Origin of the sequence: Nocardia sp. NPDC058176 (genome assembly GCF_042883805.1) — a bacterium.
GTDB lineage: Bacteria > Actinomycetota > Actinomycetes > Mycobacteriales > Mycobacteriaceae > Nocardia.
In genome coordinates, this window is sequence record NZ_JBHVVA010000006.1 from 149,420 (window position 1) to 173,997 (window position 24,578).

The following is a 24,578-nucleotide window of genomic DNA, read 5'->3' on the forward strand; positions in this document are numbered from 1 at the left end:
TGTCGGAGCACGCTCCACGACGGCAGGTCAGTGTGGAGACACGCGTGCTTCGACACGGCACAGCAGGCGCAGGTGCGGTTGCGCTTCAGGACTCACTCGCTCCGCGAAAATCTTGAACTCGCTCGAGCGAGCTTGGAGTTCCTCTAGGTCGGCGAGTAGCCAGTCCGGGACGTATCCCACAGCCTCCCCGCTCTCGACACAGATCAGCTGCGCGCGCGCGTTTACCGGATTGTCGGGCGCGGGCCGCAGATGTAGCTGCTGACCGTCCTCGACGCAGGCCAGACGCAAGCCGTCGACATCGACGTGACGCACACCCGACGCCAGAAAACGGCTGGTAACGACCCCGTCGGAGCTGGCCATCAGGTCGCTGACCAAATGGAAGGTGTCGGTGGCTCGCGGTCCGCCGGTGCGGGCGAGCAGCTCCATCGGGGTGTCCAGCTCCGGCGAGTCGATACCGAGTCGATGCAGGTAGGCGGGGAATGAATCACGCTTGCGCGACATGAGTCTGTTCACGAAGAAGGCGGGAAGGCCGTTCGAGACATAGGTGCCGTCCAGCTCGGGGAACTGGGTGAGTGGGAAGAACCCCTCCGCGCTGTGCACCTGGTCGGTGTACTCGAAGGCGTAGCGCCCGTCACTGAGTTCGGACAGCATTCCGACTCGAACGAACTGTCGTGACGCGGGATTTTGCCAGATCAGGAACAAGCGTCGGGAAACTCGAGCATCGAACGCGGGGACCGCCCGGGACAGTGCGTCAGTCACCATGGAGGATCCTTTCCTGATTGTGATGGAGCAACTTCGTCCTGAAGGTACGCCCTACCTCTGACAAGTATCCTGGGGGAACACTCCCGAGTACAGCCTGAATCTGCGCATTGGTGACCGCCGCCAGCGCCCCGAACCAGTGCTCGCGGACTCCAGGGCTGGCCAGCTCGAGCGCCGTCGACGCGAGGTGGACCAAGCCGGGTCGGCCCTCGACGCCGTCATCGCAGAAGTGGTGGCTACGACCACGCCGTGCCCACCGCGCCAGCGATTCCTCCGAGTAAGCAAGTTCTTGGACGCACTCCTCGCGCTCCTGGAAGCCGAGGGCGTTGCCGTGATCGAAGGAGGGTGCGAGTTCGAGTTTTCCCGCGTGGTCGATCGCAGCCCAGTTCTCGTGGTGGCGGTCCCGACCAGCGACCCAGGCATCGAGTATCAGGTAACCGGCCCACACGTCGAACGCGGTCGAGATCGGTGGTTGGCACGACGCTGGCGCGGCGACGCCGTCGAGCGCTGCGCAGACAGCCTCGACGGTGTAGCGGGGGTTCTTTCGCGAGATCCGGCCGTCGTAGGACGGGTCGATCCGGGTGAGCAGCTCGTTTCCGTGGATCAATCGGTCGCCGGGTCGGAGCACGGAAAGCGAAAGTACGCCCCGCCGGTTACTGTGCGTTGCGGGGATAACGGTGGCGGTGGGTATCGACAGCATCGTGGCCAACTCGTGGACGACCCACTCCACCCAGTCCTCGCCCATAATGCGACCGGATTCGTGCACGCGTGCGTACTTGAACAGGTAGCGGCTGTCATCGGGCGCGGAGACCCAGAACTTCTCCTTGGTGCCGAGGGGCTCGTCGGTGGTTCGGAGCTGGTCGGAATCCGACGCCATCGCCCACTCGTCGACCACTTCGACCCGCCAAACGTGCTGCCCCTCAGCCGCCCTTCCTTCGCGCGTCGGGTAGGTCACGTCGGAACCGACTCCTTTCGACGGCGACGCCGTGGGGCAGCACTCGCCTGATCACGAATCTTGGCGAGTGCGATGTCGGCGGGTTCGTCGGTGGGGTCCTGGTCGACGAGTTCGCCGTTGAAGGCTGTTCGGAGGACAGCGTGGCGCAGGACCGAAGACCGCCGCAGCGCGGGTCGCTGGACTGAATCCGCGTGCTGAAGGGTTGAGCCCGTGAGCTCAATCTCTTCCAACAGTCTGTCCTGCATATCGAGAGGGGGCACCGGGAGAGGTAATTCACGGCACGTCGAGAGAGCGATATTGAACTGACCGGCCGTTGCTTTCGCTGTGCTCTTCAGGAGGTTAACGATGAACGGCGATCGCAGGCATACGGCCAGCCAGGCGGGTCGGACAGGGGAACCCGCGCGAAAGGATACGATTGCCTGGTTGGTGTTCCACTCTGCAAACGTATCCGGCACTACGGCGCTTTTTCCAAGGGGAGGGCCAACGATGTTGGTGACGACATCTCCAGGGAGAGCAATAGACCTCTTGAGTTGGCCACGATGGGTGTCGCGAGAGACAAAGGTAGGATTCTTCGTAAAGTCGATGCTTCCGGCGGGATCGATGTTGTAAACCTTCAAGAACGGGACTTCCCCTCGGTCCTGTTGCATGAGGTCAGCCTTCGGTGTGGAACCCGAGTTGATCGAAACGCATACGTCGGATGCGAGTTGCCATTTCCAGCCTTCGGGCAGGCTCGGCAAGTCTTGGTACCTGAATCGATGGCGGCCTCTCAGGTGGGCGGGGAGGCTCGATAGCGGTTGATTTGAGGCATGGCCGAGAATAGCGTCGTCGAGTATTTTAGCCGCTAGATTTTCGGTTCGACGGCTGATCGACGACAGGATCGATTCCGCAGCGTCCAGGCGGGAGAGGTGGTCTTCGAGGGCTTCGACGATGCGGTGCTGCTCGGGGAGCGGGGGGAGGGAGAACTCAAACTTCGCCAGATCGCTTGCTGCGAGTCGCATACGCCCGGTCACACCGGCCATGTGATGCTTGGCATCATTCCGTACGTCTGGGTGCAAACACCAGTAATAGAGGAAGGCGGGATCGACAGCAGTAGTGGGGCGAATGACGATAAACTCGGTGCTGCCACCGGTTGGCTCGGCCGTTACCGGCAGCATCGCGACTTTGCCATTTTCGAGGCATGGCGTTATTCGCGCGAAAAGCACATCATTGCCGCGCGCGCGAATCCCCGCGCGGCTCCCGCGCTGCTCATATGCAACTGGATGCCGCTTTCCTACTTCGACCGCGCTCATTGTGACGAAGGGTGCGGCAGAGCCGAGGGCGGGGTCTCGAGGCGAGACCACTGTTGCCTCGCCCAGCGTCGCCGACGCCCACCCCGCTGGCAACTCCCGCTTCGTCACGCGATCAGCTCAGTGTTCAACTCGTCCAGCAACTGCTCCGCAGCCTCTCTGTTCGTGATGTCGAAATCGGCGGCAAAACGCTGGCTACCGCCCAGGTTGATGAACGGTATCTGATCGAGGTCGCCGATCTCCACCGCGATGTTGGTTTTCACCACATCCGCGATGGTGCCGAGCCAATGGAGCTGGCGATCGGTGTAGGTGACGTCGCGTCGCTGCTGCTCATCCAGCCAGGAGGCCAGCCGCTCCTCGACCTCGGAAGCGAACGGCCGAATCTTCGAATCAGGCGCTGCGCCATCATCTTTCGACAGCTCGAAGCGGAGGATGGAAACCAAGTCCGGCACCTCGACCTGGTGTTCGGGGTCGGCCAGTTCTCCGAGATCGGCATACGCGCGCCACAGCGATTCGATGCTGCCGATGGCAGGAACCCGCGCCACCTTCTCAGCGAGTGCCTTGAGTTCGGAATAGGTAGGTCGACCCGGCGCGCTGCCGTGTAGCACTTGCAGCACCGTGATCTCGTCGCGGTGCTCGGCGAGGTACTCCCGGAACGAGCGAACCGGCTCGTGGGTGCCCTTGCCGTACGCGACGCGGTCGGTACCGAGCAGGGTGTCCGCGTTGACCTGATCGAAGATCAGATCCTTCTTCCGGCGGATATCGAGAATCGCTTTGCGCAGCTTCGGATTTCCGGTCAGGGGCGCGACACCATCGTGAATCTGCTTGGCCACCTCCGCTTCTCCGCCCCGGGCTTCAGCGGCGAGGATGGCGTCGGTGTCGCTGGCGAGTGCGATCTGTTTCGCGATCTCGCGCAGTTCGACACCACCGGCGACTTCGGCCAACTCGGCCGTCTCGGCGGGGTCGAGCTGAGAGGCCAGCTTCGCCAACCGCACCGCGAGGCTGGAGGCCTCATCGGGGGTGATGGTCGTGGTACCGGCCCGCTGCAAGAGCTTTTCCAGCGATACGGAGGCGTCGCGTTCCATCGGTGTCGCGTCTACCAGCGGCGAGTCGGTGACGCCGACCGCGTCGACGATGACGAACCGATCCTTCGTGAAACCCTTGGTGGCGTCCGGAGTCAGCGCCGCATAATCATCGGCTCCGATGATTCGGGAACCGCGACCTTTCATTTGTTCGAAGTACACCGCCGACCGCACCGCGCGCAGGAAGAACACGCACTCGATAGCGCGCACGTCGGTGCCGGTGGCGATCATGTCCACCGTCACCGCCACACGCAACGATGGGCTGTTGCGAAAATCCTGCAGCAGTTGCTTGGGGTCTCGGCCCGCGATCTTCGTCTTGTAGGTGATCTTGGCGGCGAAATCGGCGCTCTCATTGAAGACTTCGCGTACTTGTTCGACGATGAGGTCTGCGTGCGCGTCCGTCTTCGCGAAGATCAGCGTCTTCGGCACAGCCGAGCGACCAGGGAAGATCTCGGAGTAGAGCCGGTCCCGGAACGTGCTGAGCACCAACCGAATCTGGTCCTCGGCGATCACCGTCCGACCGATCGCTTCGCCGGTATAGGCGAAGTCTTCGTCGAGTTCGAGATAACGCTGGGCACGGGTTCGCAGATCGCGCACCGGCACAACGGTCTTCGCCTCGATCGTGGCGCCCTGCTCGGTGATCCGTGAGCGGATCCGGTACACGTCGAACGGAACGTTGACGCCGTCGATCACCGACTCCTCGTAGGTGTACTCGCTGACCAGGTTCTGGTCGAAGAAGCCCAGCGTCTGCTTCGTCGGAGTCGCGGTCAGTCCGATGACCGGGGCATCGAAATAGTCGAGCACCGCGCGCCACCGGCCGTAGATGGACCGGTGGCACTCGTCGACGACGATCAGGTCGAACGCCTCCGGCGGCACGTTCGGGTTGTACACCGCGTCGACCGGCGAATCGGGCTCGACGACTTCACCGTCGACATCATCGTCGACGTCCGGAAGCTCCTTGCCTTGCAACATCAGAAACAATCGCTGGATGGTCGAGATGGCGATATTGGTCGACCCCAGAACGGTGGTACCGGCGAGCCGCTGCACGTTGTAGATGTCGCCCAGCCGACGCCCGTCGTCGACCGGGCAGTAGTTCTCGAACTCCGACTGGGCCTGCTCGCCGAGGTTGTTGCGATCGACAAGAAACAGGATTCGCGCGGCATCCGCGTGTTTGATCAGCCGATAGCACGATGTCACGGCGGTGAAGGTCTTGCCGGCGCCGGTGGCCATCTGCACGAGTCCGCGGCGGCGGTTTTCGGTGAGGGATTTCTCGATGCCCTTGACAGCTTTGATCTGATTGGGGCGCAGCCCTTTCGGATCGAGAGCTGGGAGGTGCTGCAAGCGGGCGCGGAAAGTCGGCGCGTCGGGTCGTTCATCGGCCTGCCACATCCACGATCGGATCGTCTGCGGCTTGGCGAAGGTGAAGACTCCCCGGGACCGAGGTTTCGGGTCGAGCCGGTTGGTGAAACGGGTCTCCGCGCCGGTCGATTCGTAGAGGAACGGCAGTGGCTCGCCACGCCGCCACGCCGCAAACTGATCTTGCTTACTCAACCCCGCGGAGTACTTCGCGGTTTGCTGTTCGACCCCGACGAGCGCCGTGCCCTCGCGCTTGGCCTCGATGATTCCGACGATTTTGCCGTCGACATACAGCAGATAGTCGGCAAAACCGGTCGCGAGGGGGAACTCACGCACTGCGACGCCGACCGCCGCCACGGGATTGATGTCGGCATAGTCCTGAATCACCCAACCCGTCGCGGCGAGCTGGGCATCGATGACGCGACGTGCCTGGACCTCGTTGTACGGAGGTCGGCGACGGAATGCCTTGGAGAACGCACTGCCGGTAGCCAGTGAAACCTTCTCCGGCTCCCGCGACGCGAGCGTGCCGGAGCCTTGGAGCGCTGCGAGCTGCTGTTCGAGGGCGGCCAACCGGTCCGCGACCTCGGATTCGCGGCGCCGTGCCTCCGCCAGTTGCATCTCAGCGGCCTGCCGTGCTTGGGCTTCAGCGACTCGAGCAGTCTTGGCGGCGTCGAGAACGGTCAGCGTTTCAGTCAGCTCGGTCCGCGATGCCGCGAGTTTGCGGTTGATCTCGTCGAGTTGTTCCTGGTCACCGGGTACGACAGGGGTCGGTGGTGCGGGCGGGCTGGGCGCGATGAAACTGCGGAGCTCCTGATCGGTCGGGGCCAGCGCCAACCTCAGCAGGTTGCCGAGTTGCCAGCATTGCTCGACCGACCGCAACGCGAATCGGACATTGAACAGGTGACTGTGCGTGGCCTCATTGCCGATCTTGCGGATATCGTGCAGTGCGGTGGAAGCGGATTGAGTAAGCACGCCGGCGTTTTCGAGGGCCCTGACGCGATCGATCTGCTTCGACCCGTTGAACCGGGTGCCGCTGCGCCGGATCAGCTGTTCAGCGAGCACCTCGCCGAACTGGCGGCACTTGATCAGTGCCCCGTTGGGGTCGGTGTAGACAGTGGATTCGGCACCTGCGCCATAGATGGTGAGCAACGGTTCGATCGAGGTCAGCGGTCCGAAGTTGACCGATTGGCGTGCGGCGTCGAGCAGTCTCGGATCGACTGTCAGCATTCTGCCCCCTGAAGCGGTGTTGTTCCTCGGTAGATCGTAGTGGAACTGCTCATTTCCCACCTATCACCACCGAGAGATAGCCTCTCTGACCCAGGTCTCTACTCACCGTGTGCGCGGCCGCGTCGATTGTGATCGTCGTACTCGAAGACGTTCGCTTGGGGTGCGGAATATTTGCGCTGGTCATGGGCGAACGATGTGGGTGCGGCAGGTATGTCCACCACAGTTGCCTATGTCCTACGTGCCCTCGGCAGGACACGTAGGACATAGGAAACTGGAAAACGCCTGGTCATCGTAGGTGATTACCCGATCTGATTGCAGTGCGTCGACTGCGCGATCGCCTGGCGTTCCGTCTCAGACTGCCAGGCGGCGGGCCAGTTTGGAGCGCGACGTCGGCAACTTGGGGACCTGCGGTGGTCAACTCGTGGTGGCAGCTGGTTGCGTTATCGGCGGAGAAGTCGTCTCCCCGAGTTGGGGATTGGCCCACAGAGTGAGAGTCGCGATGAATCCTTCGGGTGAGGCACTCGGATAGGGGATCATCTTCTCGAGGTCAGCCGGTCTGCTTCGTGCCCGTTCGGCCAGCTTCGTGGCGAGCGGATCCATGAACGACTCCCAGATCGTATTGCGCATGAGGTAGACGTGGGCACGGAACCTCTCGGCGAGCTCCTCGTCGTCCTGTGGGCCAACTTCTGGCTGGATCACCAGTTGCAGGGCATTGGGTATCAACGCGGCATCGACCGAGAGCAGCGCGTCGACCGACTCGAATACGGCGTCAGCGCGGTGTGCAACATGTCCATGCCGCCAACGCATGATCGAGTCGTGGAAGTCGGAAGCACCAGAGTCTCCTGATGCTACGAACAGCGCGGCGAGGTCGATCTTTCGTCGTTGATTGCCCTGCCCGACACGTCCGTAGCTCACCACCGCCGATTCCCACAGGGCGCGCCGCACGAAGAGATTCGGGCGGGTCGCCGGAGTGTTGCGGCGTGCTAGCAGGACCATGTCGGTGTGAGTGAGATCCAGCCAGGCTGATCCCCACTTTCGGAGGATGTTCGCATCGACGCTGTCCAGGGGCACGCACTGCTTGATCGAATCCATGTTCGAGTATCGCCACAACCATGCGCAAACGAAACCGGATTAGGGACCACGAGCCTGAGTAGACCGCCGTCACTCAGGAGGAGCAGTACCCCCGGCTCGCGTTGCCACGCCTCGAACATTCGCAGTGGGGTTCCTCGCCCGATCGTTCGTGGGCGAGCTTGCCCGCAGCCCGACTGAGCCTGTCGGCTACCGTGTCGCCAGTGTCTCCGAGCTCGATGTGCGGAGGAAATGAGCGGGTCGCGGACAGCCCTCGCACCAGCGTCGGTATCACGACATCGGCCACGTGCCGGTGCAAGTACGTCAGTTCCGCTACCGGTCCCACTCGCACCGCACTGTCCGGGCGTTCGATCATCAACGCCGAATTCAGTTCCAGGCCAATCGCCTTGCCAGGCGTGGTGGTTGCGATCACGCTACCGACGTCCAAGGACCGGAAGGTGAGGTCGCTGTCTTTCATGGCCACATTCGAGGTCGTTACGGTTGGAGTAGCGCTGTAGTAGTCGCAGCGGATGTGCTGATGCGGTACGTGCAACGGAACTTTGCATGTTGCGCTGACATGTAAAGGAGATCGAAGAAACTCTACATGTTGGCCCGGCTCCGGTCCCGGTGCTGGACGCGGAGTTCGGGTTCGGGGACGATCAGTCGGTGAGTAGGCCCACCCAGAGGTGGTCTCGGGCTCGGCTGGCGGCTACCAGGTGTTGGCGGGCTTGAAGTTCGGCTTGGTCTCGGGCGGCGGGGGAGAGGTCGGGGAGGTTGGTGGGGGGGTGTTTGGTGAGGAGGAAGACGGCGGTGAAGTCCATGCCTTTGGCGCGGTGGATGGTGCCGACTTTGATGTCGGTGGATTGGGTGCCGTCGTAGTGTTCGAGGGGGATGGCGGGGAAGCCTGCTCGGCGGAGGATGGTCAGGTAGCGGTTGATGTAGGTGTGGGTCGGGACTATCACGGCGATGTCGGCGTTGGTCAGGTTCGCTGCCTGGATCGCCTGGGGCAGAGCTGATTCGGCTCGGTGGCGAGTGAGGCGCTCTTGGACGACCTTGCCGTCGGGGAGGGTGGAGTCGCTGTCGCGTAGGACCACGCCGGTGCCGCCGTCGAGGTCGTCGACGGTGTCGGAGGCTTCGATGCGGCGGGCGTAGTCGAGGATCGCGGCTCTGTTGCGGTAGTTGGTGCGCAGGACGCGGCCGCGGCCGCCGGCCAGCGGAATGCCCGCTTCGGAGAGCGTGCAGCCGCCGGCGTAGACCTCCTGTTGGCCGTCGCCGACCAGCAGGATCAGGGAATCGTCTCTGGCGCCGGCGATTTCGTAGACGAGCTGGAGCTGGCAGAGGGTGAAGTCCTGGACTTCGTCGACGACGACCAGGTCGAAGCGCTCGGCATCGGTGAGCGGGCGGGCGCGGAGTTCTGCGATGGCGAGGGAGATGAGGTCGTTGAAGTCGTGGGCGCCTCGGGCTTCGAGGCCCCGCTGGTATGGCTCGTACCAGCGTTCCCAGACGAACTGGCGGCGGTTGGTGTTGAGGCTTATTCCGTCTCTACCCCGGCGCCGCACTCGTTTGTACGCTTCGACATTCGGCAGGCCGCGGCCCTTGATGACGCGATCGATTTCGTCGCGCCAGTAGCCGAAATCGGTGTCCTTGACGGTCTCGAGGGTGTCTCGGACGCCGAGCCAGGCATCGGTGCGGGCGGCGCTGACGGCTTTGTCGTCGAGATTGAACGGCACTTGTCGTTTGCCGAGGAACTTGACGGTCCAGGCGTGCAAGCCGGTGAACTCCGCTCGGCCCACCGCCCGTGGTGCCAATCGGGCGAAGCCGTGCTCATGGTAGGTGGGCAGTGTTTTCACGAAGGTGGTGAACAGCAGTCGCCCCGGGTTGCGTTTGGCCCAGTGAGCCATGCGGTGCAGGGCCACGACGGACTTGCCAGTGCCCGCCGGTCCGCTGATGCGGGCGGGGCCGGTGAAGTTCGTGTGGACCAGGGCGAGTTGGGCCGGGTCGAGGAAGGTCATCCAGTCGCTGAACGGGCGGGCGAGGGCGGCGGCGCGTTCGGCGTCGTTGAGGTCGGTTTCGGTGAACAGGCCCGCGAGGTCGGTGGGTTCGTCGGCGGTGGGCAGGTCGAGGTGCAGGCGGGTGAATTCGTCGATGCCCGCGGCGGCGAGTTGGGTGGCGCGGGCCGGTTTGAACCGTCGCTCGTGGCGGATCAGGGTGTCGACGAAGCTCGCTTCGTCGACGAGGTGGAGGCGGCCGTCGGATTCGGTACGGACCCGGCCGGGGAGGACGACGACGATCTCGACCATGTGCGGGACGAAACGGAAGTCGTCGGCGGCGAGGCGGGCGAGGGGCTCTTCGGCGTGCTTGCGCAGATTGCCGAACTCGGCGGCGTCCGGTGCGTGGGCGGCGAACACGATGGCGAACACGCCGCTGGGACCGATGGCGAACGCGGTGGGATGAGTCGGGCGGAGCGCACGGTCCCGGGTCAGCAGATGCCAGCCCTCGGTGGCGAGAATTCCCGTGAGGACGCGGCGTTCCGGAGAACTCAGGTGAACTTGTTCGGCGAGCGCCTGCTCGGCTGCCCGCAGACGGCGCTCACGTCGAATATTGGCCATGGCTTCCCCCCGAACCCCGGTCGGCGCGCTCGATGCCGACGCTAACACCCTGTCTCCCAACATAGTTGAAAGATCTGGGCGGTGGGATTCGAATGATGCGCCTGGAAACCAATTGTCCGCGAGAGCTGAGGCAGACTCCGCCGTCACGGGCGATTCCGCCCGAGCTGCCTGCCCGCCACGGTTCCTCGGCTTATTCTGAAGTAGGCAGTGCCGCAGGGGGTTTTCACGAGAATCGACCAGGGGTGGGTCATGGGGCGAAACAACGGGCAGGCTGGTCGACAGGCTCGGATCGTGCGCTACTGGCGTGCGGTCGAGTACTTCACACCGCAAAAGATCGATGCGCCTCGTCGGGGCAATGACGATGTCGTGAACCTGGTACCCGGCGTCACATTGCCGTGGCAGGCGGGTCGCCGCGCGCCGCGAGATCGGGTCTGGCGCTACACCGTCTACGCGGGTGTCTTCGGAATCGACCGGGTGCGTGAGGTACTCGACACAGTGCTCGCGCCCGACAGCGAGAACACCGACCTCGGTGGCCGCAAAATCGGGGAGACCGCCCTGGTGAGCGTGACACTCGACGACACCGGTCGGCTCTACAAGTCGAGTGTGACGCTGTCGTCGTGTGCTTGGGCGGTGGGCCGAACTGTGGGCACACCGGGGCCGGGCGCCGAGAACTGGCTCGACGGGTTCGCCGATCAGCAAGAGCGAATGCGGCAGGTTCTCTTCGGCATCGGGGACGGTCGCATTCCGATCGAGAACGGTGAGGTCGGCTCGCGAGGTGGGCGGGCCGTGCGACTGGTGGCCGGTGTCGCGGCTCGGATCGCATTCGATGTCGGGATCGGGGGACTCGCCTCCCTGCCTGGGCTGGTCGGGTCGGCGATCGAGTCCCGATTCGGTGCCACGGCCTCGACCGTCTCGGAGTCGGTGACCGAGGCATTGACCGACGATGCCATCGAGACACTAGAGGAACGACGAGACAGCCGCGGAGACGAAGCCGACTCCGCGGCGACCAGTGCGCGCAAGACCGAGGAGTCGCTGGGCACCAAGGTCCTCGAACTCGACGACTTGGCCGCTGTCACACGCTGGGTTGCCGAGGAGCTGGGCGTCGAGGAGGTCTTGGCGCCGTCCCGGATCTGGGTGAAGTGCTACACGGTGCCCCGGCGCCGCGCCGACGAGGTGTCCGGTGACGAGTTCCTCAACAGCTTCTATGTCGCCGACTTGGAGCGCGTCGCCACCGAGGTGGACGAGGGAAATGTCGGTGCCGCACTGGCGGGATATCTCACCGACGACGACACGGTGGCGGCGACCGGTCGGATCGACACCCGTCAGGAGCCCGATGTGTTGCTGCGGGCCGTTCATCCGCGCAAGGTGCCACTCGGTCGCTGGCCGGGGACCCCGACGCGGCCGCTGGCACTGAGCCAGCAGTTCGCCATCAACACGATCGTCGACCAGCTGGCCGATCCACAGGCGCGTGGGCTGTACGCGGTGAACGGTCCACCGGGAACCGGCAAGACGACGATGCTGCGTGACCTGATCGCCGCGATCATCGTCGATCGGGCCACCCGGTTGGCCGCGCTGGCGCATCCTCGTGCCGCCTTCGGTGCTACCCAGCTCACCTGGGAAGACGAGAGCGGATGGCCCCGCAAACTGACTCCGCTCGTGGACGAACTGACCGGCTTCGAGATCGTCATCGCGTCCTCGAACAACGGTGCCGTCGAGAACATCACCCTGGAGATTCCCGCCGTCGGCTCGATCGACCACGCGGCCTTTCCCGAAGCGGACTACCTCGCCGGTCCGGCGACTCATCTGGCGAAGGAGCCCTGCTGGGGCGCGATCGCAGCACGGCTGGGCCGACGGGCGAATCGCCGGGACTTCGCGCAGCGATTCTGGTGGGGTCCCGGCGCCGGTGGCGCGACCACCGCAGAACCGGCCGAGACCGGTCTCGAATCACTGCTCCGCGCCCTCAAAGACGTGCCTGTCGAGGAACGAACCCGTGCCTGGCAGTCGACGGTCCAGCGCTTTCGTGACGCTGCCGCTCGGGTGGAAGCGATGGTGGCCGAGCGCTCGGAGGTCGCCGATTCGCCCGTGCTGCGCGACCGACCCGACCCGCGGCTCACCCAGCTGCGCGGACACCTGTTGGGGGAGGCGGCCCGGGAACGGCAGCTCCGAGAACGTCGTCAGCAGATCGTCGACGATCTGGTCCGGGTGCGGACCATCTCGGAGCAAGGGCGAGCACATCTCGACGCCACCGCGGCCCAGCTGGCGCAGGCACAGGACGCGGTCGCGCGGGCAGACCACGAACTGGCGCTCGCCCAAGCCGAACTCCACGCCCAGGGGTCTGCGCGCCCGGGCTGGTGGCGGCGATTCTTCTCCCCCGGAGCCGAGCACCAGTGGGCCGCAGCGGTGGCCCCCTACGCGATGAAGGTCGACGAATGCGCCGAGCGGGCGCGCTGCGCCGACGAGACCCGCGCGCAATGGGACGCCGCGTTGCGCAGGGCGCAGGCCGAGTGCGGCGAACACGACCGCATGGTGTCGGCGGCTCGGGCCCGACTCGGCGCATGTGACCGGGACCGATCGACCGCCCAGCTGTCGACCGACGCGGCGCGGCGTGCGATCGAACGGCGCGAACTCGAACTGTCCTCCGCGCGGGCGCATCTCGAGCAGGCCCGAGAACGTTGGCCGGGCGCGGTGCCTGGACCCGAATGGGACGCGCCGATCGATGACCGCGCCGCGATGGAGGTTCGGGAACTCTCGGCGCCCTGGATGGACGCCGACTTCGCCGCCGCGCGCTCGGAGCTGCTGCTGGCCGCGCTGGACCTGCATTACGCGACGTTGGCCGCCGAGCCGAAACTGGTGTGGGACAACCTGCGTGCCGCGGTCGAGGTCGTCTCCGGCGACGCACCGAGCGATCTGCCCGCGACGACAGTGCTCGCCGCCTGGCAGATGGTGTTCTTCGTGGTTCCGGCGGTGTCGACGACCTTCGCCTCGCTGCCGACGATGTTCGCCGGGCTCGGCCGGGAGAGCCTGGGCTGGCTGTGTATCGATGAGGCCGGGCAGGCGACCCCGCAGGCGGCGGTCGGCGCGCTGTGGCGCAGTCGCCGCGCGGTTGTCGTCGGAGATCCCCGTCAACTCGAACCCGTGGTGACCTTGCCCTGGCAAGGGCAGCGACGGCTGGCGCGTCGCTTCGATGTCGACCTCCGATGGACTCCGCAACGAGCATCGGTGCAGGCAATCGCAGATCGGGTCACCAAATTCGGCACCTGGCTGCCGGACCTGGACTCACTGGACAAGATCTGGGTCGGTTCGCCGCTGCGGGTCCATCGGCGCTGTGATCGCCTCATGTTCGAGGTGAGCAACGAGATCGCCTACGACAACATGATGGTGAACGGGGTCGGTACGCGAGAGGATTTCGCGCTCGGAACGCACAACCTCTGGATCGATGTGCAGGCCGCGGCAGAAGGGGCCAAGTGGAACCCGGACGAGGGGCGACACGTCCACGCGCTCCTCCGTAAGATCCGGGATCGGCTCGCGGTGGAGATGGCTGCTGAAGCCGACTCCGGTGATCCGGACTGGGCCGGTTCGGACCGGGATCGCGCCGAAGAGCTCCGTCGCCGCCTGGAGGACGCCGTGTTCGTCGTCAGTCCTTTCCGTGAGGTCGTGACGAAGCTCGACGCCTATCTGCGGAAACAGGGCGTCACCCTGTCGAGTACGCGTCTGGGCACTGTGCATACGACGCAGGGCAAGGAAGCCGACATCGTCTTCGTGGTTCTCGGAACCCCCACCGACGGTAAGGGCGCCCGCGCGTGGGCCTCGGCCTCGCCCAATCTGTTGAACGTCGCGGTCACCCGCGCTCGTCGGCGGCTGGTCGTGGTCGGCGATTTCGAGAACTGGTCGGGCCTGCGCAACTTCTCGGTACTGGCACGTCGGACCGGGGACGGTGGGGAACTACGGCTGTGGCGAGATGGTGATCGCGGTCTCGCGTAATCGCGTGTTATGCGGAATGATGCGATCCGACGTATGCGACACACCGGTCGGGGCGTGACATTTTCGCGACCTTTTCGTAATGTTGCAGAGACCTAATTATCGACAGTAGCTGGTGATCGAGAACGTGCCTGGTCAACATCGCAAAACGGCCCCTGCTCCTGGGAGCCGTGGCGCCCTCGGGGTGTGTGGGCTCGCCATGACTGTTCCGGCGATGCTGTGGATGGCGTTCAAGCCGAGCCCGGTGGTGCAGGAGGCTGCCGCGGCCGAGCCGCAGTCGACCTCGGCCATCGAGCCCGATCCGATCGCCGCCGCGGCGCACTACACCGAACTCGAGCCCGAGTCCGGACTGGAGCCGGTGGGGGCCGATGACGAACTGGCGGCGCTGTCGGTGATGAAGGCCAAGCTGCTGTGCTCGACGGACTGGCGCGGGACCAAGCCCCATGTGGCACAGGTGGGTCGACTGATTCAGCAGACCTTCGGGCTCCAGGACATCGGTGGCGCCGATGGGCGTTTCGACGGCGACCACGGTGCGGGTCTCGCGCTCGACGTCATGACACCGAACTCCGCGATCGGCGACACGATCGCCGAGTTCGTGCTGGCCAACAAGGCGCGCTTCGGTGTCACCTACGTGATCTGGAAGCAGCGCTACAACGACGGCAACGGGTGGTCGTTCATGGAGGATCGCGGCAGCGCGACCCAGAACCACTACGACCATGTCCACGTGTCGTTCAACTCCTACGGGGCGGCGAATCTCACCTGCTGACCGTCGCGGGATAGCCGGGGTTACGGCCGTAGTCCCAGGTCGGGTCACCGGCGGTGCTGTTCGGCTTGCGGTGGGGGTCCGGGGTCGGTAGAAATTCGACGATGCGGGCACACTGCTGCCCGCTTGCTGAACAGGGTTTCGCAAGGGGGCAGGGATGATTGGTGTCGGCGACTCGTTTGCCGGGCACATCATCGAGCGGGTACTCGGACACGGTGGGATGGGCACGGTCTACCTGGCCAAGCATCCCCGGTTACCTCGATCGGTCGCCCTGAAGCTGTTGCATCGTGAACTATCGACCGATCCGGCTGTGCGGCGGAGGTTCGAGCGGGAAGCCGATATCGTCGCGGGGCTCGAACATCCTGGCATCGTCGGGATTCTGGATCGCGGCTCCCATGATGATCAGCTGTGGATCTCGATGCCGTTCGTGCGTGGTACCGACGCGGGCAGGCTGCGGACCCAGGAGGTTTCGGCGCAGCGGGCCACCCGGATCGTCACCGAGATCGGTGACGCGCTCGACTACGCCCACGCCCACGGGGTATTGCACCGTGATGTGAAACCGGCCAACATCCTGCTCACCGAGGCGAGTGGTGGACTGCCGGAGCGGGCGGTGCTGACCGATTTCGGGATCGCGCGCCTGGTGGATTCCTCGCGGGTGACCCCGGCCGGTTCGGTGTCGGCCACGCTCGCCTACGCCTCGCCGGAGCAGTTGCTCGGCACCACCGTCGACGAACGCAGTGATCAGTACTCGCTGGCCTGCACCCTGTACGCGCTGCTGGCGGGCGAACCGCCCTATCGCGCAACACATCCCGGCCGGGTGATCACCGGGCACCTCAATCAGCCGATACCGCGCCTGGCCGAGCAGCGCGGTGATCTGCCCGACGAGCTCGACGCGGTGATCGCGCGCGGTGCGGCCAAGAAGGCCGAGGATCGCTATCCGAACTGCCACGACTTCGCCACGGCGGCGCGGTTCTCACTGCGGCCGCTGCCGTCGGTGACGCCGATCGCGCCGTTTCCGCCGACGCGGCGGACCTCGCCCGCGCTACCCGTTGTGGCGCCCGAGGACGAGGAGACGGTCGTGGTCGCCGCGGTGGCACCGTCTGGGGAGCCCGTGACGGCCCGTGAAGTCGTCTACTGGACGGTCCTCGTCGTCGCGGTCGTCGGGATGTTGCTGGCGGTGTGGGCGCTCATCGGCGCGTATTCCTCGGCCTTCCTCTAGCGAATCGCCACCTGGAACCGGTTTCACTCGTACGGTGTAAATGCATCGGCTCGACGAGGAGGTTCTGCGCGATGGGACGACTGACCGGCAAGGTCGCGGTGATCAGTGGTGGCGCTCGGGGGATGGGGGCGGCGCACGCGCGCCGGTTCGTCGCCGAGGGGGCCTCGGTGGTACTGGGTGACGTGCTCGACGACGAAGGTGCCGTCGTGGCAAAGGAACTCGGGGCCGCGGCGATCTATCGGCATCTGGATGTGCGCGAACCCGAGCAGTGGAGCGCGGTCGTGGCGGCGGCGGTCGAGGAGTTCGGCGGGCTGCACGTGCTGGTGAACAACGCGGGGATCGTGAACGGGAATCTGCTCGTGGACTTCGCGCTCGCGGAGTGGCAGCGGATCATCGACATCAATCTGACCGGGACCTTCCTCGGGATGCAGGCGGCGGTGCCCGCGATGAAGGCGGCCGGTGGTGGCTCGATCGTCAACATCTCCTCGGTGGAGGGGATGCGCGGCAGTCCGGGGCTGCACGGGTACACCGCGACGAAGTTCGCGGTGCGTGGGCTCACCAAATCGGCGGCGCTCGAGCTCGCGCCGCAGGGCATCCGGGTGAACTCGGTGCACCCCGGCCTGATCAGCACGCCGATGACCGAGGGGATTCCCGCCGACTTCCTGCAGATCCCGCTGGCGCGGGCGGCCGAGCCGGACGAGGTGTCGGCGCTGGTGGCCTACCTGGCCTCGGACGAATCCTCATACTCGACCGGGGCGGAATTCGTCGTCGACGGCGGGCTCACGGTGGGCGTGCCGCACAAGTAGCGGTGCGGTCGATCGTGTCGATGCGTGGTCGGCTCGGTCGAACGGTACGACTTCGGCGGCCGGATCGAGCATGATCGAGGGATGGCCCCCAACAGCGCGAAATATCTGATCAGCAACGGCACCGACGACCGGGTGTCGCTTTTCGACGACGGGCGCGTGAAGGTCTGGTCGACCACCCACCTGTGGAGTGAGCTGAGCCGGGAGCGCCACAACGCGCTCGGCGAGACGGTGCTGCTCGGTTTCGGGCGCACGCTGGATACCCCCGGACCCGTGGACAGGCGCCAGCAGCCCGACGCGGAGTTCCCGCTCGATCCGGAGCAGGGACACACGATCGCGGCGACCGTGGCCGCCGACAACGGGACGTTCGTCCAGTTCTTCCACGACGGCACCATCGCGGTCGGCAACGACGGACGCGATGTGGTGAGTGTGTTCAACGCGGGCCGCGAGTCGAACACGACCAGGGGCGTCAACGGTGTCGGCGGCTCGGTGATGGTCACCTTCGGCGGGAGTTACCGGCCGCGCACCGTGCGCGAGAACGACTTCCAGGTGGAGCTGGCCGAGGCGACGGCGCCGCGGCCGAACCGGCTGTACAAGGACGAGTTCCTCGTGAAGTAGACCGGACGGGGGCGGCCGAGTGGTCGCCCCCCGGTTCGGTCAGCCGTAGTGACAGACGTAGTGCAGGGTCTCGACGACCTCGATGTCGAACGAGCTGTCACCGGGCACCTCGAACGATTCGCCGCCGCGATAGGTGACGGCCTCGCTCGCGCCGGGCAGGGTCACCTTCGCCTCGCCGGCGATCAGTTCCATGACCTCGGGGGCCGCGGTGCCGAAGGTCAGCGCCGCGGGCTGGATCACGCCGACCGACTTCTTGGTGCCGTCGGGCAGCTCGAGGCTGTAGCTGACGCATTTGCCGTCGAAGTAGACATTGGCCTGCTTGGTGACGGAGACGTTCTCGAACTTCGACATGGGTCCTTCCGGGGGTGCTGTGGAGCTGGCCAGTTTACGGCCCGCACCCGCACCCCCGGTGACCCACCTTCGTCAGGGACGCGGCCACACCGCCAGGACGTGCCTGGTGACGGCGGTCAGTCCGCGCACGCCGGTCTCGATCGCGATGTCGGGATCGGGGGCGTAGCGCGGGCTGTGCCCGTTGGGCGTCGGGGACAGTTCGGCCACGGCCGGGGCGAGGCCGCCGCCGAAGAACCAGAACACCGACGGCACACCGAAGTGGGTGCCGAACTCACCGAAGTCCTCCGAACCGGTGACCGGCTCGACCTCGGTGACCGCGCCGAACTCCGCGCTCAGCGCCGCGCTCACCACCTCGTAGGCGGCCGGATCGTTGACGTTGAGCGGGAATTCGACGACATGGTCGATCCGTGGTTCGGACTCCAGCCCGGCGGCTGCGGCTTCGGCGAGCACGATCCGCCGCACGGCCGCCGCGATGGCGGTGCGCACCTCCTCGGTGAACGAGCGCGCGTTGACCGTGAAGGTGAGGGTGTCGGGGATGATGTTGCCGACCGTGCCCGCGTGGATGCTGCCCACGGTCAGCACGGCGGGCTGGTTGGGCGGGAGTTCGCGGGAGACGATCGTCTGGAGTTTGAGGATGGTCGAGGCGGCGAGCACGACCAGGTCGACGGTCTTGTGCGGGGCGGCGGCGTGACCGCCCGGTCCGCGCAGGGTGATCTCCCAGGTGTCGGCCGCCGCCTGCAGGACGCCGCCGCGCGAGCCGACGTGGCGGGGTTCGAGGGTGTTGGTGGTGTGGTGGCCGAGCACGATCTGCGGGGTCGGGTGGTCGGCGAAGATGCCGGAGGCGGCCAGGGCGCGGGCGCCGGAGCCGAGTTCCTCGGCGGGCTGGAAGATCGCGACGACCGTGCCCGACCACTGCGCGCGGGTGGCGAGCAGCTCGTCGATGGTGCCGATCAGCGCGGTGATGTGGACGTCGTGGCCACACGCGTGCATCGCGGGTTCGGCCGCGGTGCTGGCGTAGGGCAGTCCGGTCTCCTCGGCCAGCGGGAGCGCGTCGAGGTCGGCGCGCAGGGCGACGACGGGACCCTCGCCGTTGCGCAGGGTGGCGACGACGCCGGTGACCTGCTCGGAGGTGGTGACGTGCAGGCCGCGTTCGCGCAGCAGTCCGGCGACGACCGTGGTGGTGCGGTGTTCGCGGAAGCCGGTCTCGGGGTGACGGTGGAAGTCCTCGTAGAGGGCGCGCAGGGAGGTTTCGGTGGTGGTCATGTTCGAGCCTTTCAGCCGCGCCAGACGTCGTAGAGGAACGGCACCGAGGTGCCGGTGATCTTGATGCCGTGAATGTTCTTCTGGTGGGCGAAGATTCGCTGCACCGGATACAGGGGCAGCGAATACGCCTTCTCGATCACGCGGTGCTGGATCTGCTCGTAGACCTTCTGACGCTCCGGCCCGTTGGGCAGTCGCGAACCCTCCTGCAGCAGCGCTTCGAGCTCGGGATCGTTCGGGCGGGCGAAGGTGTAGCCGTTGGGCGGCTCGAAGGCGGTGGAGTAGACCGTGCGGGCGATGTCGGGATCGGCGCGGAAGTAGCTGTGCACGTGCAGGTCGTACTGATTGGTGTTGATCTTGGTGTTCCAGGTGCTGCGGTCGAAGGTCTGGATGTCGAGGTCGATGCCGACCTTGCGCACCTCCTGCTGGATGGACTGCAGCAGCGAGAGCAGGTCCTGCGCCGGATCGGGGAAGGTGAACAGCACCGGGCGCAATGGTTTGCCGTCCTTGAGCCGGATGCCGTTGCCGTTCTTGGTGTTCCAGCCCGCCTGGTCCAGCAGGCGCTCGGCGCGGGCGGGGTCGAAGCCGTAGGTGGAGCTCACCGAGGAGTCGTAGTACTGGGTGGTGGTGGAGAACGGGCCGGTGGCCGGTTCGATCTGGTCGAAGAACGCGGCGGGGACGAGGGTGCCCACGTCGACGGCGCTCTGGAAGGCCTGGCGCACGGTCTGATCGGCGAAGACCGCGGACTTCTCGTTGATGGCCAGCGCGTTGACGATGCCCGGCGCGGTGTAGTCGATCACCTCGAGGCCGGGGTTGGCCTTGACGGCGGCCAGCTGCGGGGTGGCGATGTCGCGGACCAGGTCGAACTGCTTGGAACTCAGGCCGCCCACGCGCACGGTGCCCTCGGTGGCGACGGTGAACACGACGGTGTCGAGGTAGGCGTCGCCGGTGTGCTCGGCGCCCTGGAACGGCCAGTCGTAGCCCGCGCGGCGCGAGAGGGTGTAGCTCTGGCCCTTGACCGCCTGCTCCAGGACGAACGGGCCCGAGCCGACGATCGAGCCGCAGGTGTCCTTGCCCTTGGACTCCAGGTAGGTCGGCGACTGGATGCCGAGGTAGGCCAGCGACAGGCCCTGCAGCAGGGAGGTCACCGGCGTGCGCAGGGTGAGCTGGAAGGTGAGCGGGTCGACGACGGTGCCCGCGACGTACTCGCCGATCACCGAGGCGGCGTAGCTGGAGCCGGTCTCGGGGTTCTTGATGCGGTCGAAGTTGTACTTCACCGCGGCGGCGTCGAGCGGGGTGCCGTCGCTGAAGGTGACGCCGTCACGAAGCTTGAATGTGTACTTCGTGCCGTCGGGTGACACCGTCCACGACTCGGCCAGCCACGGTTGGATGACGCCCTCGGTGTCGTGATGGACGAGCGAGTCGACGATATTGGCGACGACCACCGAATTGCTCGGCGACTTGGCCGGATCCAAGCAGTCGATGTCGGTGCCGAGGGCGTATTCGAGCTTGCCGCCGTGCACCGGTTCGGTGGCGCCGGAGGAGTCGGAGGACGAGCCGCCGCATCCGGTGAGTGCCAGGGTGGCGGCGGTCGATAGCACGATCGCGCGCACGCCGGCGCGACGAATCGACGGTCTCATTGTTCTCCTTGGAAGCTCAGCGGTGTGCGGAGGCGAGGGTGGGCACGGCGTCGAGCAGTGCGCGGGTATAGGGGTGACGGGGTGCGCGGTAGACCTCGGTGACATCGCCGGATTCGACGACGGTGCCGCGGTCCAGGACCAGCACCCGGTCGCTGACGTGGTGGATGACGCCGAGGTCGTGGGAGACGAAGACCACCGAGGTGCCGAAGGTGTGCTGCACGTCGGCGATCAGGTCGAGGACCTGGGCCTGGACCGAGACGTCGAGGGCCGAGACCGGTTCGTCGCAGATCAGGATCTCCGGGTCGGCGGCCAGGGCGCGGGCGATGGCCACGCGCTGGCGTTGGCCGCCGGAGAGGTGGCGCGGGTAGCGCTGGGCGAAATCTGTTGGCAGGCCGACGGATTCGAGGAGTGAGTCGACCGTGTGGCGTGGTGTGCCGGTGCGGGCGGCGACCGCGATGCCGTCGGTGAGCAGGCGGCCCACCGGGTAGCGGGGGTCGAAGGAGCCGAGTGGGTCCTGGGAGATCAGTTGCAGGCGATGGCGGTTCGGGCGGCGTTGCCGTTCAGGACGCGGGTTCCAGAGTTCGCCGTCGAGATAGACGGTGCCGGTGTCGGGGGTGAGCAGGCCGAGCAGGATGCGTAGCAGGGTCGTCTTGCCGGAACCGGATTCGCCGACGATGCCGAGTGTTTCGCCCGCGCTGACCTCGAAGCCGACCTTGTCGAGGGCGCGGCGTTCGGACCTGTTGCGGCCGCGGAAGGTTTTGCCGACATCGGTGACGACGAGGATTCGGCGGTCGGGATCGACGCGGCGGGCGGGGAGGGGGATGCGGGCGTGGGACGGCTCGTCGGTGCGTGGTGGCGCGCTGTCCGTCGGTGTAGCGGGTGGCTCGGCCAGCCGGTAGCCACGCGCGGCAGCTGTGGGGACCGCGCGCAGGAGACGTCGGGTGTACGGGTGGGCCGGGGCGGCGAAAACCTGTGCGGGCGTGCCCTGTTCGACGACCACACCTTCGTGCAGGACCGAGACCTGGTCGGCGATCTCGGCGACCAGGGACAGGTCGTGGCTGATCAGCAGGAGTGCGGTGCCGCGGGCGGTGTGGGTGCGCAGCAGTTCGAGGATCTGGCGTTGGACGGTGGTGTCGAGGGCGGTGGTCGGTTCGTCGGCGATGATCACCGCCGGGTCGCGGGCGACGGCGGTGGCGATGAGGGCGCGCTGGCGCAGGCCGCCGGACAGTTCGTGGGGGTACTGGTCGAGGCGGGTGTGCGGGTCGGGGATGCCGACGTCGGCGAGGAGTTCGGTGACGCGGTCGCGGGAGCGGGTGGCGCGGCGCAGGCGGGTCCTCGGGTCGATGGCCTCGCCGACCTCCTGGTGGATGGTGCGCAGCGGGTCGAGGGAGACCAGCGCGTCCTGGAGGACGAGGCCGATGCTGTTGCCGCGCAAGGCCCGCCACTGGGTGCTGGTGAAGCCGAGCAGGTCCTGTCCGGCGAATTCGAGGGCGTCGGCGGTGACGGCGGCGTGCTCGCCGGTCAGGCCGACCAGGGTCCGGGCGGTGACGGACTTGCCCGAGCCCGATTCGCCGACCAGGGCATGGCAGCGACCGGGGAGCAGGTCGAAGTCGATGCCGTCGACGACGCGGGTCGAGCCGAAGTCGACGCGCAGGTCGCGCACCCGGACCAGCGGGGTGGCCGTGTCGGTGGCGCGCTGGTCGGTGGCGTGTTCGGTGACGGTCATCGGGTCCGCCCTTCGAAGCGGCGCTGCAGGCGTCGGCCGAGCACGGTGATGACCGCGACGGTGCCGACGATGGCCAGACCGGGGAAGACGCCGAGCCACCAGCCGAGGCTGATGTAGTCGCGGCTCTCCGAGAGCATCGCGCCCCACTCCGGGGTCGGTGGTTGTGGGCCGAGCTGGAGGAAACTCAGGCCCGCCGCCGCGATGAGTGCGGTGCCGGTGCCGACCGTGGCCAGTGCCACCACGGGACCGAGGACATTGGGCACGATGTGTTTGAGCACCCGCCGGTGATACGGAATACCCTGCGTGACAGCCGCTTCCACCCAGCCGGAATGGCGCAGCACGAACACCTGCGCGCGCACCACCCGGGCGAAGCGCGGGATGGCGGCCACGCCGATCGCGATCACCACATTGAGCGGGCCGGGACCGGCGATGGCGATCACCACCAGCGCCAGCAGGATCTCGGGGAAGGCGTTGACGACATCGAGCAGGCGGGTGAACGCCTCGTCGACGACCCGGGGCGCCAGACCCGACAGGGTCCCGATGACGAGCCCGGCCAGCACGGCGAGCACGATCGCGCCGACTCCGATCGACAGCGAGTACTGCGCGCCGTGCACCACCCTGGCCGCCACGTCCCGGCCGATCTGATCGGTGCCGAACGGGTGCTCGAGCGAGGGTGGACGTAGCACCTGGCGGGGATCGGAGGCCAGTGGCGAGCGCGAGACGAACAGGCCGGGGGCCAGGGCGAGGAGCGCGGCCAGACCGGCGAGCACCGCGGGGACGGTGAGTTCGGAGCGCCGAAGAGCACCGAGCGCGCGGCGCACGGGAGTTGTCACAGTCATGGGCCTAACCGATTCTCGGGTCGAGGAGCCGCTGCGCCACATCGAGCAGCGTGCTGATGACGACGTAGGCGAGCGCGGAGATCAGCACCACCGACATGACGATCGGCATGTCCCGGTTCACCACGCCCTGCAGGGCGATCTGGCCCAGTCCCGGTCTGCCGAACACCGTTTCGGTGAGCACCGCACCGCCGAGCAGCGCGCCGACGAACCAGCCCGCCACGTTCAGCGCCGGACCGGCCGCGTGCCGCAGCACGTGCACGAACTCGAGCCGCGGCTCGGACACGCCGCGGGCGCGCACCGAGGTGACGAAGGGCTGTTCGATGGCCCGCTCGACGCCCTCACGGATCACCTGCGACAGCACCGCGGCCAGCGGCAGCGCGAGGGCGATGGCGGGCAGCACCAGCGCCTGCGGACCCTCGGCGCCCGCGACCGGGAACCAGCCGAGGGTGAAGGAGAAGACGGTGAGTAGCACGATGCCGAGCCAGAACGTCGGCGTGGAGATCAGCAGGAGTTCCACCGACTGCACCACCGCGTTGGCGATCCGGCGGCGCGAGGTGATCAGTACGCCGGTCAGGGTGGCCACCACGATGGCCAGCAGCGCCGCGGTGAGCGCCAATTCGACGGTGGCGCCGATCTGGCCGGAGATCACCGCGGTCACCGGCCTGCGCAGTTGATAGGACTGGCCGAGATCACCGGTCAGCAGGCCGTGCAGGTAGTTCAGATAGCGGGTGCCGAAGGGCTGATCCAAGCCGAGATCGCGGCGGACCGCGTCACGGATCTCCTGCGTCGAGATGCCGACGCCGCCACCGAGCATGTTCTCCACCGGATCGCCACCGGCGAACTCGAGTACCAGGAACGTCGCGGTCGCCGAGGCCCACAGCACCGCCACGGCCCCGACCAGCCGTGTCACGATCGGCACGACCAGCCGAGGACCCCACCGGGACGCCCGGTGCGGTGACGGCGCGACAGCAGATGTCATGTGGCAGCTCGATTTTCGCTCGGCAACTGGACCGATGCTCATGTTCGACGGCCACAGCCG

At 66.5% G+C, this 24,578-nt stretch carries 17 protein-coding genes; 5 read left to right on the top strand and 12 right to left on the bottom strand.

Translation table 11 applies throughout. The annotated features are described in order from the left end of the window. Positions 1–27 precede the first annotated feature (27 nt). The 6 genes from ACFVVM_RS27260 to ACFVVM_RS27285 form a co-directional block, all read right to left on the bottom strand. The gene (locus tag ACFVVM_RS27260) at positions 28–762 is read right to left on the bottom strand and encodes an HIRAN domain-containing protein (protein ID WP_387623859.1); all 735 of its coding nucleotides are present in this window, start codon (positions 760–762) and stop codon (positions 28–30) included. After that, positions 752–1,714 carry a hypothetical protein gene (locus ACFVVM_RS27265; protein ID WP_387623862.1) on the bottom strand — a complete coding sequence of 321 codons (963 nt, stop codon included), beginning with the start codon at positions 1,712–1,714 and terminating at the stop codon, positions 752–754. The genes ACFVVM_RS27260 and ACFVVM_RS27265 overlap by 11 nt, the downstream gene beginning before the upstream one ends. Next, the gene (locus ACFVVM_RS27270) at positions 1,711–3,003 is read right to left on the bottom strand and encodes a restriction endonuclease subunit S (protein WP_387623864.1); all 1,293 of its coding nucleotides are present in this window, start codon (positions 3,001–3,003) and stop codon (positions 1,711–1,713) included. Before ACFVVM_RS27270 ends, ACFVVM_RS27265 begins: the two co-directional genes overlap by 4 nt. Before the next feature lie 104 nt (positions 3,004–3,107). Beyond that, positions 3,108–6,665 (bottom strand): DEAD/DEAH box helicase family protein, encoded by a 3,558-nt coding sequence (locus ACFVVM_RS27275; protein ID WP_387623866.1) that lies wholly within the window; start codon positions 6,663–6,665, stop codon positions 3,108–3,110. A 414-nt stretch (positions 6,666–7,079) separates the two neighbouring features. Continuing rightward, complete coding sequence (locus tag ACFVVM_RS27280; RefSeq protein WP_387623869.1) at positions 7,080–7,757, bottom strand: hypothetical protein; 678 nt, start codon at positions 7,755–7,757, stop codon at positions 7,080–7,082. Between the two features lie 635 nt (positions 7,758–8,392). After that, on the bottom strand, positions 8,393–10,342 hold the full coding sequence (locus tag ACFVVM_RS27285) for a UvrD-helicase domain-containing protein (RefSeq protein WP_387623871.1): 1,950 nt from the start codon (positions 10,340–10,342) through the stop codon (positions 8,393–8,395). A gap of 366 nt (positions 10,343–10,708) precedes the next feature. On the opposite strand from ACFVVM_RS27285, the gene ACFVVM_RS27290 reads away from it, so the two are divergent. The 5 genes from ACFVVM_RS27290 (at position 10,709) to ACFVVM_RS27310 (ending at position 17,723) form a co-directional block, all read left to right on the top strand. Further along, a complete protein-coding gene (locus ACFVVM_RS27290; protein WP_387623874.1) occupies positions 10,709–14,323 on the top strand; it encodes a DEAD/DEAH box helicase in 3,615 nt (1,204 codons plus the stop codon). Positions 14,324–14,519: 196 nt separating this feature from the next. Next, positions 14,520–15,086 carry a hypothetical protein gene (locus tag ACFVVM_RS27295; RefSeq protein ID WP_387623876.1) on the top strand — a complete coding sequence of 189 codons (567 nt, stop codon included), beginning with the start codon at positions 14,520–14,522 and terminating at the stop codon, positions 15,084–15,086. A 154-nt stretch (positions 15,087–15,240) separates the two neighbouring features. Then, positions 15,241–16,302, top strand: coding sequence for a serine/threonine-protein kinase (locus tag ACFVVM_RS27300; protein WP_387623878.1), 1,062 nt, complete (start codon positions 15,241–15,243; stop codon positions 16,300–16,302). Between the two features lie 71 nt (positions 16,303–16,373). Further along, entirely contained in the window at positions 16,374–17,108 is a 735-nt protein-coding gene (locus ACFVVM_RS27305; protein ID WP_387623881.1) for a glucose 1-dehydrogenase, read from the top strand. A gap of 81 nt (positions 17,109–17,189) precedes the next feature. Continuing rightward, entirely contained in the window at positions 17,190–17,723 is a 534-nt protein-coding gene (locus ACFVVM_RS27310; RefSeq protein ID WP_387623883.1) for a hypothetical protein, read from the top strand. Positions 17,724–17,762: 39 nt separating this feature from the next. Here the strand turns inward: ACFVVM_RS27310 and ACFVVM_RS27315 are convergent, their stop codons facing one another. The 6 genes from ACFVVM_RS27315 to ACFVVM_RS27340 form a co-directional block, all read right to left on the bottom strand. After that, positions 17,763–18,074, bottom strand: coding sequence for a pyrimidine/purine nucleoside phosphorylase (locus tag ACFVVM_RS27315; RefSeq protein ID WP_387623886.1), 312 nt, complete (start codon positions 18,072–18,074; stop codon positions 17,763–17,765). A 72-nt stretch (positions 18,075–18,146) separates the two neighbouring features. Next, complete coding sequence (locus ACFVVM_RS27320; RefSeq protein ID WP_387623889.1) at positions 18,147–19,337, bottom strand: amidohydrolase; 1,191 nt, start codon at positions 19,335–19,337, stop codon at positions 18,147–18,149. Between the two features lie 11 nt (positions 19,338–19,348). Continuing rightward, complete coding sequence (locus tag ACFVVM_RS27325; RefSeq protein ID WP_387623891.1) at positions 19,349–20,974, bottom strand: ABC transporter substrate-binding protein; 1,626 nt, start codon at positions 20,972–20,974, stop codon at positions 19,349–19,351. Positions 20,975–20,990: 16 nt separating this feature from the next. Further along, positions 20,991–22,700: a dipeptide ABC transporter ATP-binding protein gene (locus tag ACFVVM_RS27330; RefSeq protein ID WP_387623893.1), complete on the bottom strand. Its 1,710-nt coding sequence runs from the start codon at positions 22,698–22,700 to the stop codon at positions 20,991–20,993. Further along, positions 22,697–23,539 (bottom strand): ABC transporter permease, encoded by an 843-nt coding sequence (locus tag ACFVVM_RS27335; RefSeq protein WP_387623896.1) that lies wholly within the window; start codon positions 23,537–23,539, stop codon positions 22,697–22,699. The genes ACFVVM_RS27330 and ACFVVM_RS27335 overlap by 4 nt, the downstream gene beginning before the upstream one ends. Before the next feature lie 4 nt (positions 23,540–23,543). Continuing rightward, a complete protein-coding gene (locus ACFVVM_RS27340) occupies positions 23,544–24,458 on the bottom strand; it encodes an ABC transporter permease (protein ID WP_387623899.1) in 915 nt (304 codons plus the stop codon). Positions 24,459–24,578: the final 120 nt, after the last annotated feature.

Excerpts from the sequence above, each read along its gene's own strand:
- ACFVVM_RS27260 (WP_387623859.1), bottom strand. The coding sequence starts at position 762 with ATGGTGACTGACGCACTGTCCCGGGCGGTCCCCGCGTTCGATGCTCGA.
- ACFVVM_RS27270 (WP_387623864.1), bottom strand. The coding sequence starts at position 3,003 with ATGAGCGCGGTCGAAGTAGGAAAGCGGCATCCAGTTGCATATGAGCAG.
- ACFVVM_RS27275 (WP_387623866.1), bottom strand. The coding sequence starts at position 6,665 with ATGCTGACAGTCGATCCGAGACTGCTCGACGCCGCACGCCAATCGGTC.
- ACFVVM_RS27280 (WP_387623869.1), bottom strand. The coding sequence starts at position 7,757 with ATGGATTCGATCAAGCAGTGCGTGCCCCTGGACAGCGTCGATGCGAAC.
- ACFVVM_RS27285 (WP_387623871.1), bottom strand. The coding sequence starts at position 10,342 with ATGGCCAATATTCGACGTGAGCGCCGTCTGCGGGCAGCCGAGCAGGCG.
- ACFVVM_RS27295 (WP_387623876.1), top strand. The coding sequence starts at position 14,520 with ATGACTGTTCCGGCGATGCTGTGGATGGCGTTCAAGCCGAGCCCGGTG.
- ACFVVM_RS27300 (WP_387623878.1), top strand. The coding sequence starts at position 15,241 with ATGATTGGTGTCGGCGACTCGTTTGCCGGGCACATCATCGAGCGGGTA.
- ACFVVM_RS27305 (WP_387623881.1), top strand. The coding sequence starts at position 16,374 with ATGGGACGACTGACCGGCAAGGTCGCGGTGATCAGTGGTGGCGCTCGG.
- ACFVVM_RS27310 (WP_387623883.1), top strand. The coding sequence starts at position 17,190 with ATGGCCCCCAACAGCGCGAAATATCTGATCAGCAACGGCACCGACGAC.
- ACFVVM_RS27315 (WP_387623886.1), bottom strand. The coding sequence starts at position 18,074 with ATGTCGAAGTTCGAGAACGTCTCCGTCACCAAGCAGGCCAATGTCTAC.
- ACFVVM_RS27320 (WP_387623889.1), bottom strand. The coding sequence starts at position 19,337 with ATGACCACCACCGAAACCTCCCTGCGCGCCCTCTACGAGGACTTCCAC.
- ACFVVM_RS27325 (WP_387623891.1), bottom strand. The coding sequence starts at position 20,974 with ATGAGACCGTCGATTCGTCGCGCCGGCGTGCGCGCGATCGTGCTATCG.
- ACFVVM_RS27330 (WP_387623893.1), bottom strand. The coding sequence starts at position 22,700 with ATGACCGTCACCGAACACGCCACCGACCAGCGCGCCACCGACACGGCC.
- ACFVVM_RS27335 (WP_387623896.1), bottom strand. The coding sequence starts at position 23,539 with ATGACTGTGACAACTCCCGTGCGCCGCGCGCTCGGTGCTCTTCGGCGC.